This window comes from Flavobacterium sp. (assembly GCF_046155325.1).
GTDB lineage: Bacteria > Bacteroidota > Bacteroidia > Flavobacteriales > Flavobacteriaceae > Flavobacterium.
Window position 1 is genome coordinate 17,547 of record NZ_JBJXDQ010000049.1, and the last position, 17,546, is coordinate 35,092.

Consider the following 17,546-nt stretch of genomic DNA (forward strand, 5'->3'; position numbering starts at 1 on the left):
TTTCTACACATTAATGTGCTTTTAAATGGGTATGAGTTAGCCAGTCTTCTAGTAAACTGTTAAACTCCTCTGGATGTTCCATCATAGCAGCATGACCACATTTATCAATCCAATATAACGTTGCATTAGGAAGAAGATTATTAAATTCTTCTGCTACACTTGGTGGGGTAACATTATCGTTTTTTCCCCATATTATGCAAGTTTGAACGTGCATTTTGGGTAAGTCTTTTGCCATATTATGCCGAATAGCACTTTTGGCAATAGTCAATGTTTTAATTAATTTTATTCTATCATTTACAGATTCATAAACCTCATCTACAAGCTCTTTAGTTGCTATTTTTGGATCATAAAATACATCTTCTGCTTTTTTTCTTATGTATTCATAATCCCCTCTTTTGGGATAACTATCTCCCATAGCACTTTCGTATAGTCCAGAACTACCTGTAATAACTAAACCTGCAACTTTTTCAGGATACATTTTAGTATGATACAATGCGATATGTCCACCTAATGAATTGCCTAAAAGGATAACTCGATCAAAACCTTTAAATGTGATAAAATCTTTAACATATTTCGCAAAACTTTTCACATTAGTTTTTAAAATGCTTTGAGTATATATTGGTAAATTTGGTATAATAATTTTATATCCTTTTTCAGAAAAATAAGATGCTACGCCGTCAAAATTACTTAATCCTCCCATCAATCCATGTAGTACAACAATTGGAGTTCCTTCGCCAGCTTCATAATAGCTGTATCTACCTTCTTTTTTAAAGTACTTTTCCATAAGTATTTTGCAAATTTTCAATTTAGACAAAGATAGTTTTTAATAGGAATAAATGAATTTTTAATACATTTTTTGAATATTATTTAATAAATAGATTCCAAATGCTATTTATCACTATGTAAATAGCGCTTTATTTCAATGTCCTTTATAATATAGCCAAAAATCCTATAAAAAACTAAAATTAAAAATTTAGAAATTGAAATTGTAAAAAATCTTTTTATTAAATATTTCCATCTCATTTTTCAGTAATGAGTATGATTTTACTTGCTGTTTTCGCATCAATTTCAAAGTTAAATTCAGTCATTTCTCAACAAGTTTTTAAAGAGCTAAAGTTCTGACAGGCCTAAAATTAAAGCTTATTAATCAAAAGTGGTAAAACTTATTAACAAAGTGGTATAATGTGGTAAAATGTGGTAAATATTTTTATATTTTTGCTCAACACCATTTAAAAGATTTCCCTTGAATACAATTGTTGGAACATATGAATGTAAAGTTGATGCTAAAGGAAGGGTATTATTACCAGCACCTTTAAAAAAGCAATTGGCTACATCACTTCAAAACGGTTTTGTTTTGAAGCGTTCTGTATTTCAATCTTGTTTGGAATTATATCCAATGGAGGAATGGAATTTAATGATGCAAAAAATTAATAAACTCAATCGATTTGTTAAGAAAAACAATGATTTTATTCGAAGATTTACTGCTGGAGTAAAAGTGGTTGAGATTGATGCGTTGGGAAGATTACTGGTACCTAAAGATTTAGTTGTTTTTGCTAGTATTTCAAAAGATGTTGTATTCTCATCAGCGGTTAATATTGTTGAGATTTGGGATAAAGATTTATATGAAAAATCAATTGATGGTCAAGATATTGACTTTGCTGATTTAGCCGAAGATGTAATGGGAAATGTAAATGATGCAGACAATGGTATATCATAATCCAGTATTGCTTCACCCATCTATAAATGGGTTGAACATCAATCCAGAAGGGGTTTATGTTGATGTGACTTTTGGTGGTGGTGGACATTCTGCAGAGATATTAAGCCAATTAGGTCCTAACGGGAAATTGTTTGCATTTGATCAAGATGAAGATGCGTTAGTAAACGCTCTGGCTGATGAAAGATTTGTATTAATTAATGAAAATTTCAGATTTCTGAAAAGATTTTTACGTTTCCATGGGGTAAAAAGTGTTGATGGAATATTGGCTGATTTAGGAGTTTCGTCTCATCAATTTGATGTTGCTGAAAGAGGCTTTTCTACTCGTTTTGATGCAGACTTAGATATGCGAATGAGCCAAAAGAATGATTTGAATGCCTTTAGGGTTGTCAATGAATATGATGATGCTAACTTAAGAAGAGTTTTTTTGGATTATGGTGAATTAAAAAGTGCACCTGCTCTAGCAAGATCAATTATTGAAGCTAGAGAAGATTCTCTTATAAAAACGACTGACGAATTAAAAGTAATTTTGGCTAAATACTTACCCGAAAAAGTACGGAATAAAATATTAGCACAAATCTATCAAGCTATTAGAATTGAAGTAAATCAAGAAATGGAGGTTTTAAAAGAATTTTTAGAGCAATCATTAGAGATTCTAAAGCCTGAAGGGAGATTAAGTGTCATTTCATACCACTCATTAGAAGATAGATTAGTAAAAAGATATATGAAAAACGGCATGTTTGAAGGAGAGCCAGAACGTGACTTTTTTGGTAATTTTTCGGTTCCTTTTAAAACAATCGGAAAGTTAATTGTTCCGGATAATGACGAAATTAAAAATAATAATAGAGCAAGAAGTGCCAAATTAAGGATTGCTGAAAAAATATAATATATAATGAAAAGCGGAGTCTACGGTATATTAAAAGCAAGATTTCTAATTGAAGATGATTCAATCAAAAATTGGCGTTTTATAGTTTTTCTAATTGTCTTGGCCATTGTTATGATTGCGAATACTCAAAATTTCGAAAAAAAAGTATTTAAAATTATAGCCCTGACCAATGAAGTAAAAGAATTACGTTCAGAATTTGTAGACAGACGTTCAGAGTTAATGAAACTAAAAATGGAATCGACGGTTTCTGAAAAAATGGAAGCAAAAAAAATTTTCCCATCGACTGTTCCTCCTGTAAAAATCAAAATTAAAAAAGAAATCGAAAAAAGTTTTTTCCAAAAATTATGGCAGTAGAAGATAAAAACATATCCTACCGAATTTACCTCGTCGCTTTTGTCATCTTTTTGATGGCAATTGCTATTGCTGTTAAGTTGACCAATATTCAGTGGGTTGAAGGGGATTATTATCGAAAATTAGCCAAAGAAAGAACCGTTAAGAATTTTGTTATTCCAGCCAATAAGGGAAATATTTATTCTGCCGATGGAAGTTTATTGGCCACTTCAATTCCAAATTATGAAATTCGTTTTGATGCTGTAGCGCCAAAATCAGAAGTTTTTGAAAAAAACATAAAATCTTTATCGGATTCGCTTTCCCTTCTTTTAAGAAAACCAAAAGGTTCTTTTCATAATGAATTCAGAAAAGCTAGAGCAAACAAAAATAGGTATTACTTGGTTGCTCGCGATTTGAGTTATACAGAATATGTAAAAATCAAAGGGTTTCCATTATTTAAATTAGGAGCTTATAAAGGTGGGATTATTGTTCAACAAGAAACGGTAAGAGAGCATCCTATTGGGAAAATTGCTGAGCGTACTATTGGATATGAAAGAAAAACACCTTTAGGAATTGCCGATGGTAAAGGTATTGAATGGGCATTTAGAAATTATCTTAACGGTAAAGACGGTAAGGTCTTGAAGCAAAAAATTGCAAAAGGGCAATGGAAACCTATCCGGGATGTCAACGAGATTGATCCACAAGATGGTTATGATGTGATTTCGACAATTGATGTATTTATTCAAGATATTGCACATCACGCACTATTAAAACAACTTACTGATTATCAAGCGGATCATGGGTGTGTTGTTGTTATGGAAACTAAAACGGGTCAGATAAAAGCTATTTCAAATTTAGGAAAAGCTGCTGATGGTTCCTATTATGAAACTACAAATTATGCTGTTGCTGAATCTCATGAGCCTGGATCGACTTATAAATTGGTTGATTTAATGGCTTTGCTCGAAGATAAAAAAGTAGATACAAGTACTGTTTTTGATTCTCATGGTGGTATAATTAAATATTCAGGAAAATCTGTTCGTGATTCTCATGAAGGAGGTTACGGTAAAATTTCTTTAGCCCGAGGTTTTGAAGTTTCGTCTAATACGGTAATGGTTCAAGCAGTTTATAAAAATTATAAAAACAATCCAGCTGAGTTTGTAAATCATATCAATAGTTATGGATTGAATAAATGTTTGGGTCTACCCATTAAAGGAGAAGGAAAACCTTTTGTACCACAACCAAGTGATAAAAACTGGTCTAATTTATCCTTGCCTTGGATGGCTTTTGGATATGGAGTTTCGATTACGCCATTACAAACCTTAACTTTTTATAATGCAGTGGCTAATAATGGAGTCATGGTAAAACCACAATTTGTTTCTGAAATAAAAGAATGGAACAAAACCATTAAAAAATATAATACCGAAGTTTTGAATCAAAAAATATGTTCCCAAGAAACGATTTTGAAATTGCAAGCAATTCTTGAAAATGTAGTAAAGAAAGGTACAGCCTCTAAACTATATTCCAAAGAATTTTCAATGGCAGGAAAAACAGGAACTGCACAAGTTAATTATTCTAAAAATGGCGGTTCCGAAAAGTATTATGCTTCTTCTTTTGTTGGGTATTTTCCAGCGGATAAACCTAGATATTCCTGTATTGTTGTTGTTCATAAACCGAGTACAGCTAACAATAATTATTATGGAGCCGATGTTGCAGGGCCTGTTTTTAAACGTATTGCTCAAAAAATTTTTACTGATGCTCCTTCAACCAATGTAATCAAAAACATTAATAGAAAAATTCAAAGTCAAGAAATTGATTATGATACTTATTATACTAAATCACAAAAACAGTATTTATCAATTCCTAATCTTAAAGGGATGTCCGGAATGGATGCTGTAGCATTATTAGGAAATCTTGGAGTGAAAGTAAAAATAATTGGAGTTGGGAAAGTGAAAAAACAATCCATTCAACCAGGAGAGAATTTATCAAAGAAAACGATTATAACATTAGAGTTGTCATAATATTTTTTAAAAAAACCATTGCCAAAATATATAATTAAAATGAATTTGATTTTAAAAGAAATAATATACAAAGTAGCAATTGAATCCGTCAAGGGTTCAACGGATATTTCTATAAATAAAATTGATTTTAATTCTAGAAACATAGTAGAAAACGATGTTTTTGTTGCAATTCGAGGTACCGTTTCTAATGGTCATGATTATATTGAAAAAGCTATAATTTTAGGAGCTGTTGCCATTGTTTGTGATACTTTACCCGAAAATTTAATCGCTGGAATTACATATATTCAAGTAAGAGACACCAACAAGGCGCTAGCTTATATGGCATCTAACTATTTTGGAAATCCTTCAAAAAAGTTAAAACTTATTGGAATTACGGGCACAAATGGAAAAACTACCGTTGCCTCATTACTTTTTCAGTTATTCAAAAAAGCAGGATACAAGGTAGGTTTACTGTCAACCGTTAAAATCATGGTTGATAATATTGAGTACAAGGCTACCCATACAACACCAGACTCAATCACAATTAATTATTTCTTAAATGAAATGATTGAAACTGGGGTTGAATATTGTTTTATGGAGGTAAGTTCTCATGGTGTACATCAAAAACGTACCGAAGGCTTATGTTTTGTTGGGGGCATATTTACTAATCTATCCCACGATCATTTAGATTACCATGCCACTTTTGCAGAATATCGTGATGTAAAAAAATCATTTTTTGATAATTTATCTAAGGAAGCTTTCGCATTATCAAATATAGATGATAAAAATGGACTTGTAATGTTGCAAAATACCGCGGCAAAAAAATTAACATATGCTTTAAAAACATATGCTGACTATAAAGTCCAAATCTTAGAAAACCAATTAGCTGGTTTGCTATTGAAAATCAATGGAAATGAAGTTTGGGTAAAACTCATCGGAACATTTAATGCTTACAATTTATTGGCAATTTATGGAACTGCTGTACAGTTAGGAATGGAAAGCCTTGAAGTTTTAAGATTATTATCAAATTTAGAAAGTGTTTCAGGGCGTTTTCAATTTATAGTTTCTGATACTAATATTACAGCAATAGTGGATTATGCACACACACCAGATGCATTAGAGAATGTTCTAAAAACCATCAATGATATTCGTACTAAAAATGAGCAATTGATTACTGTGGTTGGTTGTGGAGGGAATAGAGATAAAGGCAAAAGACCTATAATGGCCAACATAGCAACTGAATTGAGCGACAAAGTAGTGTTGACTTCTGATAATCCAAGAGACGAAAACCCCGAAGTAATTATTCAAGAAATGGAACAAGGAGTTGCTTCTCAAAATTATAAAAAATCAGTTTCAATACTAGATCGTAAACAAGCAATAAAAACGGCTTGTCAATTAGCTCAGACTAATGATATCATACTTATTGCAGGAAAAGGGCACGAAACTTATCAAGAAATTCAAGGTGTTCGTCATGATTTTGACGATATGAAAGTGGTAACAGATTTTTTAAAACAACTAAGTAAATAAAAAAATAAAAACAACTAACACAAATAAACAACCAAATTATGCTGTATTATTTATTTGAATATTTAGAAAAAACATTTGACTTTCCTGGTGCGGGGGTTTTTCAGTATATCACTTTTAGATCTGCATTAGCATTAATGTTGTCTTTGCTTTTATCAACTATTTATGGTAAAAGGGTTATTGGTTTTTTAAGAAAACAACAAATCGGAGAAACTGTTCGTGAACTAGGTTTAGAAGGTCAAAAAGAGAAGGCAGGAACACCAACAATGGGAGGATTGATTATCATTTTCGCTACTTTGATTCCGGTTCTTCTTTTTGCAAAACTCCAAAACATTTATATCATTTTATTGATTGTCACTACATTATGGATGGGGACTATCGGATTTATTGATGATTACATTAAGATTTTCAAAAAAGACAAAGAGGGTTTAAAAGGGATATTTAAGGTTTTCGGTCAAGTAGGTTTAGGATTAATTGTTGGTACCGTTTTATATTTTCATCCTGGTGTAAATATCAGAACAGATATTCAAAACAATATTGATGTAAAAAACACTATAGAAAACACCATTAGTTTGGAGCCTGTTTATGAAAAATCTACTGCAACAACAATACCTTTCTTTAAAAATAATGAATTTGATTATGCAGATTTATTGGCTTGGACAGGTGAAGGATATCAAAATTGGGCTTGGTTAATTTTCATTCCAGTAGTGATTTTTATCATTACTGCTGTTTCAAACGGTGCGAATCTAACAGATGGAATTGATGGGTTGGCGGCAGGAACTTCAGCAGTATCAGTACTAGCATTAGGGATTTTCACTTTTGTTTCGGGTAATATTATATTCTCGAATTATTTAAACATAATGTACATTCCCAATTCTGGTGAAATGACTGTTTTTATTGCTGCCTTTGTGGGAGCACTTATTGGTTTTCTTTGGTATAATTCTTTTCCAGCCTCTGTTTTTATGGGTGATACCGGAAGTTTGACCATTGGCGGAATCATAGCGGTTCTAGCCATCGCTGTTCGAAAAGAACTTCTAATACCATTATTATGTGGAATATTTTTAGCCGAGAACTTTTCGGTGGTTTTGCAGGTGTCTTATTTTAAATACACTAAAAAAAGATTTGGAGAAGGACGAAGAATATTTCTTATGGCACCCTTACATCATCATTATCAAAAGAAAGGGTATCACGAAAGTAAAATTGTAACTCGATTTTGGATTGTTGCCATCATGTTAGCCATTTTGTCAATTGTGACATTAAAATTAAGATAATGAGATTAGTAGTTTTAGGTGGAGGCGAAAGCGGAGTAGGAACTGCAATTCTAGGCATGAAAAAAGGATATGATGTTTTTGTATCCGATTATGGGAAAATAAAAGATAGTTATAAAAAAGTTCTTATAGATAATGGGATTGAGTGGGAAGAAGAGACTCACACAGAAGATTTGATATTAAATGCAGATGTGGTTATGAAAAGTCCAGGAATTCCTGAAAAAAAATCAGCAATTGTAATAAAACTGATCGAAAAAGGAATTCCAGTAATTTCAGAAATAGAGTTTGCAGCTCCATTTACAAAAGCAATCACTATTGGGATTACAGGAAGTAACGGAAAGACAACTACAACAATGTTGACTTATCATTTACTGAAATCAGCAGGTTTGAATGTGGGTTTGGGCGGAAATATTGGAAAAAGTTTTGCTTGGCAAGTTGCCGAGGATTTATATGATAGTTATGTTTTGGAATTAAGCAGTTTTCAGTTGGACGGAATTAAAAATTATAAGCCACATATAGCAATAATTACAAATATTAGTCCAGATCATTTAGATCGATATGAATACAAATATGAAAATTATATAGCTTCTAAATTTAGAATTACAATGAATCAAACCGAAGATGATTTTCTGATTTACGATGCTGATGATGAAGCTATCGCTCAATGGTTAAAAAAAAATAAAACAAATGCTCAATTAATACCCTTTTCGGTATCAAAAATTCTCGAAATGGGAGCCTATTTAAAAGATAAAAAAATGGAAATAAACATGATCAACGAAGAAGAATTTACAATGGAAACAGAATACATCGCGCTAGAAGGTAAGCATAATATGAAAAATGCAATGGCGGCAACCTCTGTAGCAAAATTGATGAAAATTCGTAACAAAACTATCCGAGAAAGTTTATCTAATTTTCAAGGAGTAGAGCATCGATTAGAAAAAGTATTGAAAATTCAAAATGTACAATATATCAATGATTCAAAAGCTACAAATGTAAATGCTACTTTTTTTGCTTTGGATAGTATGATTACACCAACAGTTTGGATCGTAGGTGGTGTGGATAAAGGGAATGATTATAGTGAATTGATGTCAATGGTTCGCGAAAAAGTAAAAGCTATAATTTGTCTTGGTGTCGACAATAAAAAAATCATTGACGAATTTGGTAACGTAGTTGATATTATGATTGAAGTTACCTCAATGGAAGATGCAGTTAAAATGGCACAACGATTAACAGAAAAAGGAGATACTGTTTTATTATCTCCAGCCTGTGCTAGTTTCGATTTATTTGAAAACTATGAAGACAGAGGGAATCAATTTAAACAAGCGGTTAAAAATTTGTAAAAAAAAGTTTAAAGTTTAAGGTTGATAACTTTAAATTTTAAACACATTAAACGTTAAACAAAATTTGAAATGAAAGAACTAATTAATAGTCTAAAAGGAGATAAAGTAATATGGTCATTCGTGGCTTTATTAGCATTGTTTTCATTTATGCCTGTTTTTAGCGCCAGTAGTAATTTAGCTTATTCAAATCATGGAACAGGAAATACAATTGGCTATTTATTAAAACATTTGGCTCATATATTTATTGGTTTTGTGATTATTTATTGGGTGCATAAAGTGCCATATCATTACTATAAGGGTATATCTAAAATAGCCTTACCTATAGTTTGGTTGTTGTTAGGTTATACTTTATTTAAAGGAACCGTTATTGCAGGAGCTAATGCAAGTAGATGGATTCAAGTACCATTTATTGGAATTACTTTTCAAACGTCAACATTAGCATCTATAGTATTAATGCTTTATGTTGCAAGATACTTATCTAAAACAAGAGAAGAGAAAATAACGTTTCAAGACTCGTTAATAGAACTTTGGTTACCTGTTTTCGGTACGTTAATTTTTATTTTACCAGCTAATTTCTCTACTGCTGCTTTAATTTTCGCAATGGTATTGATGTTAACTTTTGTTGGTAAATATCCATTAAAGTATATTGGAATTATTTTAGGTTCTGGACTCGCAATTTTAGTTTTATTTATTTTGCTAGCAAAAGCTTTTCCAGACTCTCACTTTTTTAGTAGGGTAGATACTTGGTCTAGCCGGATTGAAAATTTTACATCCAACAAGCCTGGGGAAGACGATTACCAAATTGAAAAAGCCAAAATTGCTATTGCTTCTGGAGGAATTTATGGACTAGGCCCTGGGAAGAGTGTACAAAAGAATTTTTTACCACAATCATCATCCGATTTTATATATGCGATAATTGTTGAAGAATGGGGATTAATAGGAGGATTGGGTGTTTTGTCGATGTATCTTTTATTGTTCTTTAGATTTATAGTTGCAGCACATAAAGCCAATTCTTTGTTTGGAAAATTATTAATTGTTGGACTTGGATTTCCTATGACTTTTCAGGCCATGATTAATATGGCTGTTGCAGTAGAATTATTACCAGTTACTGGACAAACATTACCATTGATAAGTAGTGGCGGGAGCTCGATATGGATGACTTGTATTGCTTTGGGAATAATTATTAATGTAACTAAAAAAGAAGAAGAAATAGCCGAAGAAATTAAAGATAAAGCTCGAAGAGAATCGGCATTACAAAAACTAATTGATAAGCAATTAGAGGAAGAGGATTCACAGAATGAAGATGCAAGTTATTCTATCGAAGACAATACCAACAATCCAATCAAAGTAGTGGCAAATAAATAATCATTAGAAAATGAAAAATTATAAATTCATATTAAGTGGCGGAGGAACTGGAGGACATATTTATCCTGCTGTGGCTATCGCCAATGAATTAAAATCTCGTTTTCCAGATGCAAAATTCCTTTTTGTTGGTGCAAAAGACAAAATGGAAATGCAAAAGGTACCTCAATCGGGTTATGAAATTAAAGGACTTTGGATAGCTGGTTTGCAAAGGAAATTAACAATAGATAATGCAATGTTTCCTATAAAACTTATCAGTAGTTTATGGAAATCTCGCCAAATAATCAAAGAATTCAAGCCTAATGTTGTAATTGGCACTGGTGGTTTTGCATCAGGACCTTTATTGCAAATGGCCAATATGATGAATATTCCAACAGTCATACAAGAACAAAATTCCTTTCCCGGGATAACTAATAAATTATTGAGCAAAAAAGCCAATAAGATTTGTGTTGCCTATGAAAATCTAGAACGTTTCTTCCCTAAAGAAAAAATGATTTTGACTGGGAACCCCGTTCGTCAAGATTTAATTTCAATTGATAATACAAAAACGGAAGCTTTAAATTATTTTAATTTAGATTCAAATCAAAAAACTTTGTTGGTTCTTGGAGGAAGTCTTGGGGCAAGAAGGATAAATCAACTTATTGAAAAAGAATTAATAAATATTATTTCTCTTGGTGTTCAAATAATTTGGCAGTGCGGAAAGTTATATTATGATGATTACAAAAAACACAATTCAACAACTGTTAAAGTAGTAGCATTTATTGATAAAATGGATTTGGTTTATGCTGCCGCAGATATTGTTATTTCTAGAGCTGGTGCATCTTCAGTTTCAGAATTATGTATAGTTGGAAAGCCAGTAATTTTTATCCCTTCGCCTAATGTAGCTGAAGATCATCAAACTAAAAATGCCACCTCAATTGTTAATAGGAAAGGTGCATTAATGCTCAAAGAGTCTGAATTAGATGCTGAATTTAGCCTTGTTTTTGAGGCCTTGCTAAAAGATCAAGGCAAACAAATTCAGTTAAGTGAAAATATTAAGCAGTTGGCTTTGCCTAATGCTACAAAACAAATAGTTGACGAAATCATAAAATTAGTTGAAGTACAAAATTTGTAAAATCTTACTCTTTATAATTGACCTATTAAATATAGAAAATGAATCTAAATCAAATACATAACGTTTATTTTATAGGAATTGGAGGGATTGGCATGAGTGCTTTGGCGCGCTATTTCAAAGCCATCGGAAAAAATGTGTCGGGTTATGACAAAACCGAAACGGAACTAACAAAGGAGTTACAAGGACTTGGAATAGTAATTCGTTTTGATGATAGAATTGATTTAATTCCTACAAGTTATGTTGCAAAAGATACCTTAGTAATCATCACGCCTGCTGTGCCAAAACATCACTTACAATGGAATTATTTTTTACAAAACAATTATGAAGTTAAGAAACGAGCCGAAGTTTTAGGAATCATAACAAAAGACACCTTTTGCTTTGCTGTTGCAGGTACACATGGTAAAACTACTACATCAAGTATTTTAGGACATATTTTGTATCAAAGTGGGGTAGATGTAACCGCTTTTGTAGGTGGTATTGTTGAGAATTATAATTCAAATTTAATAGGGAACGGAAAAATGGTTACGGTTGTTGAGGCTGATGAATTTGATCGTTCTTTTTTGCATTTGCATCCCAATATTGCTTGTATAACATCAATGGATGCTGATCACTTGGATATTTATGGCGATGCCGCATCTATTGAAGCGTCATTTGTTGAATTTGCCAATAAGATAACCGATAAAAGTCAGCTTTTTATTGCCAAAGAATTACCTCTTCAGGGTGTGACTTGTGCTGTTAATGAGAATGCTATTTTTGAGGCATTTAATATTAGAATAGTAAATAGCCAATATGTTTTTGATGTTCGAACACCATCCGAAACAATAGTAAATATAAAATTTAGTTTACCAGGAAAACATAATTTAATGAATGCATTAATGGCATTGGCAATGGCTAAAACTTTCGGACTCCCAAACGAAGACATTGCCAGTGCTTTATTTACATTTAAAGGAATCAAGCGTCGCTTTTCATATCAAATACAAACTGAAAATCTTGTTTATATAGATGATTATGCACATCATCCGACTGAAATAAATGCAGTTCACCAAGCCGTCAGAGAATTATATCCCGATAAAAAAGTCCTAGCAATTTTTCAGCCACATCTTTTTAGTAGGACTAAAGACTTTGCTGATGATTTTGCAAAAAGCCTTGCTGCTTTTGATGAAATAATTTTGTTAGATATTTATCCAGCTCGTGAATTGCCCATGGAAGGAATTACCTCTCAATGGTTGCTTAATAAAATAAAAAATACATCAAAAAAATTGGTGCAAAAACAGGATTTAATTTCGTCAATAATTAACAGTAATGCCACGGTAATTATCACCATCGGAGCTGGTGATATTGGTGAATTAGTTTACTCAATAAAAAAAGCAATAAATGAAACACTTTAATTGGACCAACATACGATTAATTCTAATGTTAGCTACTGTAGCTTTCTTGTTTTCGTTTACTTCAAATCGAAATAATAACAGGAAATTAAAAAAAATTTCGATAGTTTTTGTAGGGAATGACGCTCCTTTTGTTGATCAGGAAACGGTTAATAAATTGTTAATAGAAAATAAAAAGGATGCGCAAAGTATCAACAAAGATAAATTAGATTTGAATAAATTAGAATCACTTTTAAATACTCAAGAAATGATTGAAAAATCAGAGGTATTTGTAAGTGTTGATGGGGTTCTAAAAGCAGTAGTAAAACAAAAAACTCCTGTAGCTAGATTTTTTGATGGAGACGATTCTTTCTATATTGATTATGAAGGAAATACAATGCCATTGTCAACTAATTTTACGGCTAGAGTTCCAATTGTTTCAGGAGAAATTAATAGGAAAGATAGCAAAGATTTAGCCGAATTATTTCGCATAATCCATGACGATGCGTTTTTGAAAAAAAACATCATTGGTGTTCAAATTATGCCAAATCGAAGCTTATTAATGTTGAGTAGAAACTATAATTATAAAATTGATTTTGGTAGAGCAATCAAAATAAAAGCAAAATTCAATAATTATAAAGCAGTATTTCAAAAAGCCGTTTTAGATAGTTCTTTAAATAAGTATAAAATAATAGATCTTCGGTTTACTCATCAAGTAGTGTGTACTAAATAATTGATAATGGAAAAAGAAAACATCGCAGTAGGGCTAGATATTGGAACAACCAAGATTGTTGCCATGATAGGCAAAAAAAATGAATACGGAAAGCTTGAGATTTTAGGTGTTGGAAAATCTAAAAGTTTAGGTGTAGCTAGAGGTGTAGTTAATAACATTACGCAAACGATACAGTCCATTCAACAAGCAGTATTAGAGGCAGAAACTAAATCTGGTTATAAAATAAAAAATGTAGTTGTAGGTATCGCTGGACAACACATACGTAGCATTCAACACAGCGACTACATAATAAGAAACAATGCTGAAGAAGTAATTGGTGAAGAAGATATTCAATTATTAATCGACCAAGTTAATAAATTGGCCATGTTGCCAGGAGAAGAAATAATTCATGTGTTGCCACAAGAATTTAAAATAGATGGACAATCTGAAATCAAGGAACCTATCGGAATGTATGGCGGAAGATTGGAGTCAAGTTTTCACGTTGTAGTAGGTCAAGCAGCTTCGATTAGAAACTTAGGAAGATGTATTCAAAGTACAGGGATTGAATTGTCAGGATTAACATTGGAGCCATTAGCTTCTGCTGATGCAGTGTTGAGCCAAGAAGAAAAAGAAGCAGGTGTTGCTTTAATAGATATTGGTGGTGGAACAACAGATTTAGCCATTTTTAAAGATGGAATTATACGTCACACCGCAGTAATTCCTTTTGGTGGAAATGTTATCACTGATGATATTAAAGAAGGCTGCTCTATTATAGAAAAACAAGCGGAACTGTTGAAAGTTAAATTTGGATCAGCTTGGCCAGGAGAAAATAAAGATAATGAGATTGTTTCAATTCCAGGATTAAGAGGTAGAGAGCCTAAAGAAATTTCTTTAAAGAATTTATCTAAAATAATACATGCTCGTGTCGTTGAAATTATTGAGCAAGTTTATACAGAAATTAAAGATTATGGGCATGAGGATCCTCGTAAAAAATTAATTGCAGGTATAGTACTAACAGGCGGTGGCGCTCAGTTGATGCACATCAAACAATTAGTAGAATACATTACGGGAATGGACACTAGAATTGGATATCCTAATGAGCATTTAGCTGGTAATTCAGACGAAGAAATATCTAGTCCTTTGTATGCAACTGCGGTAGGATTAGTTATGAATAGTATTGAGAATAAAACGCAAAGTGCAGTAAAGAATGACACTACAGTTATTCAAAATACAATTGTTAAACCACCAGTATATCAAAACCCAGTGGTCGAAGAATATAGAGAAGAAATAGTGCATGAGGAGGTTTTACATCGAGAAAACAAAACAGAGACCAAAATAAGAAGTTCTTTTTTTGGAGGTTATTTAGATAAGATTAAAGATTTTCTAGATAACGCAGAATAAAACAACAACAAAATAGCAATTAATATATTATAAATTAAAACCCAATAAGATGATGAGCAACTCAGAATTTGGAAGTATTTCGTTTGATTTACCAAAAAACCAATCAAATGTAATAAAAGTTATTGGTGTTGGTGGAGGCGGAAGTAACGCTATAAACCACATGTTTAAACAAGGAATTAAAGGCGTTGACTTTATCGTTTGTAATACAGATTCACAAGCATTAGAGAATAGTGCTGTACCAAATAAAATCCAGTTGGGAGTAAACCTAACAGAAGGACTTGGTGCTGGAGCAAATCCAGATGTGGGACAACAATCAGCTATCGAAAGTATTCTCGATATAGAAAAAATGCTTGACACTAATACCAAAATGGTTTTTATTACCGCAGGTATGGGTGGAGGAACAGGTACAGGAGCTGCGCCAGTTATTGCTCAATTGGCTAAAGAAAGAGATATTCTTACTGTAGGGATTGTTACTTTACCTTTTATATTCGAAGGGAAAGTACGTCAAGAACAAGCCCTAATTGGAATAGATAAATTACGCAAACAAGTAGATTCATTAATTGTTATCAATAATAATAAACTAAGAGAAGTATACGGAAATCTAGGATTCAAAGCTGGATTTTCAAAAGCGGATGAAGTTTTAGCAACTGCCTCTAGAGGAATTGCTGAGGTAATTACACACCACTATACTCAAAATATTGATTTAAAAGATGCTAAAACTGTATTGGCAAATAGCGGAACAGCTATTATGGGGTCAGCAGTTTCTTCAGGTGAAAATAGAGCTAAAGACGGAATAATGTCTGCTTTAGATTCTCCATTATTGAATGATAATAAAATCATAGGTGCCAAAAACGTATTGTTGCTCATCGTTTCAGGTTCTGATGAAATTACTATTGACGAAATAGGAGAAATTAATGATTATATTCAAACAGAAGCTGGTCATAATGCTAATATCATTATGGGCGTAGGTGAAGATGAATCTCTAGGAGATGCAATTTCAATAACCATTATTGCTACAGGATTTGATGTAGAGCAGCAAAACGAAATTGTGAATATTGAACCAAAGAAGATTATTCATACTCTTGAAGACGAACAAAAAAGTGTACATAATTTGACCAAAACATCAGTTCCTTCATATCATTTAGAAAAAGAAACGCCTACCATAAAAAATACACCTGAGCGAATTGTTTTTGAATTGTTAGAAGATGAAGTTGTTGAAGACTCAATCAAAGAAGTTGTTTCTATAAACAAAGAAGAGTTAATTGTAATGTCTGAATTTATTAAAAATCTAGACGTTACTTTTGAAATAGTTTCACCAATTAATGATTTAGATTATTTGATTTCTCCTTCGCCAGAAGTTAAGGAAATGAAAGTGATTGATCCAAAAATCTTTGAGAAACAAGAACAAGGTACTTTTTCTTTTGATTTGCCAATTTTTTCACCAAAAAAGACAATTGAGCCAGTAGCAGATAAAGTTTTGTTTGAATTAACTAATGAAACTCGTGAAATAAACGTTAACGAAGCTGTACAATTTGTTCCCGTAACAGAGCTAACTGACAATGGAATTATTAGATATACGCTTGAAGAATGTACAGAGTTTGATGCAGTAGCAGATTCAAAAATTGAAATGATTGTTGAAGAAGTCGTTGCAGAAGAAATGAATATTACCATGAAACAAATGGATAGTATTTCTAACATTTCTTCTAGTTTTGATGCTATTTCACCTTTGGAAATGACAATCGAAGAAACTTTAAAATTTAGAGCTGACGAAAGAAGAAAAAAGTTAAAAGAATTCAATTATAAATTCCATAACAATGTTTCTAGAATTGATGAGCTTGAAAAGGAACCAGCCTATAAGAGATTAGGAATTGATCTTTCTAATACCCAAACAAATAATTCAAATTCAAGACTTTCTGTTGGGATGGATAGTAATGATGATATGCAGCTTCGGTCTAATAATTCCTATTTGCACGATAACGTCGATTAACGAAACCAAACTAATAGATAATAACCCGAAAATGGATTCCGTTTTCGGGTTATTTTTTTTACATTTGTGCACTTTGACGAGCTTTATTGTCTATGTTGAACCTAAACATTTAATTTTAAATTCTAAAATCATAAAGTATTATGAGTTTATCAATACAAATCATGGAGGAAATTAAAACTGCCATGAGAGCCAAAGACACCGTAGCTTTAGAAGCATTAAGAGCGATTAAATCTGAAATATTATTAGCGCAAACCGCAACAGGTTCAAAAAAAGAAATTACCGAAGCCGATGAAATAAAATTGCTTCAAAAGTTAGTTAAAACGCGAAAAGACAGTGCTAAAATATTCACAGAGCAAAGCCGAATGGATTTAGCTGAACCAGAATTAGCACAGATCGCAGTAATCGAAAAATTCTTACCAACACAATTGAGCGAAGCTGAAGTGGAAGCCATTATTGCAAAAATTATTGCCGAAACTGGCGCAAGCGGAATAGCTTCAATGGGAAAAGTAATGGGATTAGCTTCTGCACAATTAGGAGGAACAGCAGA

At 32.1% G+C, this 17,546-nt stretch carries 15 protein-coding genes; 14 read left to right on the forward strand and 1 reads right to left on the reverse strand.

Annotated elements, in window-relative coordinates; translation table 11 throughout:
- Positions 1 to 10: 10 nt before the first annotated feature.
- On the reverse strand, positions 11 to 784 hold the full coding sequence (locus tag ACKVOD_RS03160) for an alpha/beta fold hydrolase (RefSeq protein WP_409208029.1): 774 nt from the start codon (positions 782 to 784) through the stop codon (positions 11 to 13).
- A gap of 459 nt (positions 785 to 1,243) precedes the next feature.
- Here ACKVOD_RS03160 and mraZ point away from each other — a divergent pair, with 459 nt between their 5' ends.
- The 14 genes from mraZ to ACKVOD_RS03230 form a co-directional block, all read left to right on the forward strand.
- Positions 1,244 to 1,717 (forward strand): division/cell wall cluster transcriptional repressor MraZ, encoded by a 474-nt coding sequence (gene mraZ / locus ACKVOD_RS03165; protein WP_409208030.1) that lies wholly within the window; start codon positions 1,244 to 1,246, stop codon positions 1,715 to 1,717.
- The gene (rsmH, locus tag ACKVOD_RS03170) at positions 1,692 to 2,600 is read left to right on the forward strand and encodes a 16S rRNA (cytosine(1402)-N(4))-methyltransferase RsmH (RefSeq protein WP_409208031.1); all 909 of its coding nucleotides are present in this window, start codon (positions 1,692 to 1,694) and stop codon (positions 2,598 to 2,600) included. Before mraZ ends, rsmH begins: the two co-directional genes overlap by 26 nt.
- Positions 2,601 to 2,606: 6 nt before the next feature.
- Complete coding sequence (locus ACKVOD_RS03175) at positions 2,607 to 2,954, forward strand: FtsL-like putative cell division protein (protein ID WP_409208032.1); 348 nt, start codon at positions 2,607 to 2,609, stop codon at positions 2,952 to 2,954.
- Positions 2,945 to 4,948: a penicillin-binding protein gene (locus ACKVOD_RS03180; RefSeq protein ID WP_409208033.1), complete on the forward strand. Its 2,004-nt coding sequence runs from the start codon at positions 2,945 to 2,947 to the stop codon at positions 4,946 to 4,948. The genes ACKVOD_RS03175 and ACKVOD_RS03180 overlap by 10 nt, the downstream gene beginning before the upstream one ends.
- A 39-nt stretch (positions 4,949 to 4,987) precedes the next feature.
- Positions 4,988 to 6,454 (forward strand): UDP-N-acetylmuramoyl-L-alanyl-D-glutamate--2,6-diaminopimelate ligase, encoded by a 1,467-nt coding sequence (locus ACKVOD_RS03185; protein WP_409208034.1) that lies wholly within the window; start codon positions 4,988 to 4,990, stop codon positions 6,452 to 6,454.
- Between the two features lie 38 nt (positions 6,455 to 6,492).
- A complete protein-coding gene (mraY, locus tag ACKVOD_RS03190; protein WP_409208035.1) occupies positions 6,493 to 7,722 on the forward strand; it encodes a phospho-N-acetylmuramoyl-pentapeptide-transferase in 1,230 nt (409 codons plus the stop codon).
- Positions 7,722 to 9,059, forward strand: a complete 1,338-nt coding sequence (murD, locus tag ACKVOD_RS03195) for a UDP-N-acetylmuramoyl-L-alanine--D-glutamate ligase (RefSeq protein WP_409208036.1) — start codon at positions 7,722 to 7,724, stop codon at positions 9,057 to 9,059. The genes mraY and murD overlap by 1 nt, the downstream gene beginning before the upstream one ends.
- Positions 9,060 to 9,128: 69 nt before the next feature.
- A complete protein-coding gene (locus ACKVOD_RS03200) occupies positions 9,129 to 10,424 on the forward strand; it encodes an FtsW/RodA/SpoVE family cell cycle protein (protein ID WP_409208037.1) in 1,296 nt (431 codons plus the stop codon).
- Positions 10,425 to 10,434: 10 nt separating this feature from the next.
- Positions 10,435 to 11,535 (forward strand): undecaprenyldiphospho-muramoylpentapeptide beta-N-acetylglucosaminyltransferase, encoded by a 1,101-nt coding sequence (gene murG / locus ACKVOD_RS03205; RefSeq protein ID WP_409208038.1) that lies wholly within the window; start codon positions 10,435 to 10,437, stop codon positions 11,533 to 11,535.
- 38 nt (positions 11,536 to 11,573) lie between these two features.
- Positions 11,574 to 12,923 carry a UDP-N-acetylmuramate--L-alanine ligase gene (murC, locus tag ACKVOD_RS03210; RefSeq protein WP_409208039.1) on the forward strand — a complete coding sequence of 450 codons (1,350 nt, stop codon included), beginning with the start codon at positions 11,574 to 11,576 and terminating at the stop codon, positions 12,921 to 12,923.
- Positions 12,910 to 13,632 (forward strand): cell division protein FtsQ/DivIB, encoded by a 723-nt coding sequence (locus ACKVOD_RS03215; RefSeq protein ID WP_409208040.1) that lies wholly within the window; start codon positions 12,910 to 12,912, stop codon positions 13,630 to 13,632. Before murC ends, ACKVOD_RS03215 begins: the two co-directional genes overlap by 14 nt.
- A 6-nt stretch (positions 13,633 to 13,638) precedes the next feature.
- Positions 13,639 to 15,012: a cell division protein FtsA gene (gene ftsA, locus ACKVOD_RS03220; protein ID WP_409208041.1), complete on the forward strand. Its 1,374-nt coding sequence runs from the start codon at positions 13,639 to 13,641 to the stop codon at positions 15,010 to 15,012.
- Positions 15,013 to 15,061: 49 nt separating this feature from the next.
- The gene (ftsZ, locus tag ACKVOD_RS03225; protein WP_409208042.1) at positions 15,062 to 16,999 is read left to right on the forward strand and encodes a cell division protein FtsZ; all 1,938 of its coding nucleotides are present in this window, start codon (positions 15,062 to 15,064) and stop codon (positions 16,997 to 16,999) included.
- A 140-nt stretch (positions 17,000 to 17,139) separates the two neighbouring features.
- Positions 17,140 to 17,546 (forward strand): GatB/YqeY domain-containing protein (locus tag ACKVOD_RS03230; RefSeq protein WP_409208043.1); only part of this gene is annotated, 407 nt, incomplete at its 3' end.

Coding starts and splice junctions, on each gene's coding strand:
- murC (WP_409208039.1), top strand. CDS start 11,574: ATGAATCTAAATCAAATACATAACGTTTATTTTATAGGAATTGGAGGG.
- ACKVOD_RS03200 (WP_409208037.1), top strand. CDS start 9,129: ATGAAAGAACTAATTAATAGTCTAAAAGGAGATAAAGTAATATGGTCA.
- ACKVOD_RS03215 (WP_409208040.1), top strand. CDS start 12,910: ATGAAACACTTTAATTGGACCAACATACGATTAATTCTAATGTTAGCT.
- ACKVOD_RS03175 (WP_409208032.1), top strand. CDS start 2,607: ATGAAAAGCGGAGTCTACGGTATATTAAAAGCAAGATTTCTAATTGAA.
- ftsA (WP_409208041.1), top strand. CDS start 13,639: ATGGAAAAAGAAAACATCGCAGTAGGGCTAGATATTGGAACAACCAAG.
- murD (WP_409208036.1), top strand. CDS start 7,722: ATGAGATTAGTAGTTTTAGGTGGAGGCGAAAGCGGAGTAGGAACTGCA.
- murG (WP_409208038.1), top strand. CDS start 10,435: ATGAAAAATTATAAATTCATATTAAGTGGCGGAGGAACTGGAGGACAT.
- rsmH (WP_409208031.1), top strand. CDS start 1,692: ATGATGCAGACAATGGTATATCATAATCCAGTATTGCTTCACCCATCT.
- ACKVOD_RS03185 (WP_409208034.1), top strand. CDS start 4,988: ATGAATTTGATTTTAAAAGAAATAATATACAAAGTAGCAATTGAATCC.
- ACKVOD_RS03160 (WP_409208029.1), bottom strand. CDS start 784: ATGGAAAAGTACTTTAAAAAAGAAGGTAGATACAGCTATTATGAAGCT.
- ACKVOD_RS03180 (WP_409208033.1), top strand. CDS start 2,945: ATGGCAGTAGAAGATAAAAACATATCCTACCGAATTTACCTCGTCGCT.
- ftsZ (WP_409208042.1), top strand. CDS start 15,062: ATGATGAGCAACTCAGAATTTGGAAGTATTTCGTTTGATTTACCAAAA.
- mraY (WP_409208035.1), top strand. CDS start 6,493: ATGCTGTATTATTTATTTGAATATTTAGAAAAAACATTTGACTTTCCT.